We start from the raw sequence: 253 nt of genomic DNA on the forward strand, positions 1-253 counted from the left end.
GGTACGATCTTGGTGGCCGCCGCATGCACCACATAATCGACACCATCCAGCGCCCGATAGATGCGATCCCGATCACGCACATCACCAATGAAGAATCGTACGCGGGAATCGCCAGCGAACTTCTTGGCCATCTCCCACCGCTTCATCTCGTCGCGCGAGTAAATGATCACTTTTTTGGGGTTGTACTTTTCGAGCACCATAGCCACGAACATATGCCCAAATGAACCAGTGCCACCAGTCACTAAAATAGTAG

General features: G+C 52.2%; 1 protein-coding gene. It reads right to left on the reverse strand.

The window, feature by feature from the left end; all coding sequences use genetic code 11:
• The coding region (locus SB786_RS37010; protein WP_410731685.1) for a polysaccharide biosynthesis protein at positions 1–248 on the reverse strand (248 nt) is incomplete at its 3' end.
• Between the last annotated feature and the right edge of the window lie 5 nt (positions 249–253).

Origin of the sequence: Burkholderia sp. SIMBA_062, assembly GCF_046534765.1 — a bacterium.
Taxonomy (GTDB): Bacteria; Pseudomonadota; Gammaproteobacteria; order Burkholderiales; family Burkholderiaceae; genus Burkholderia; species Burkholderia ambifaria.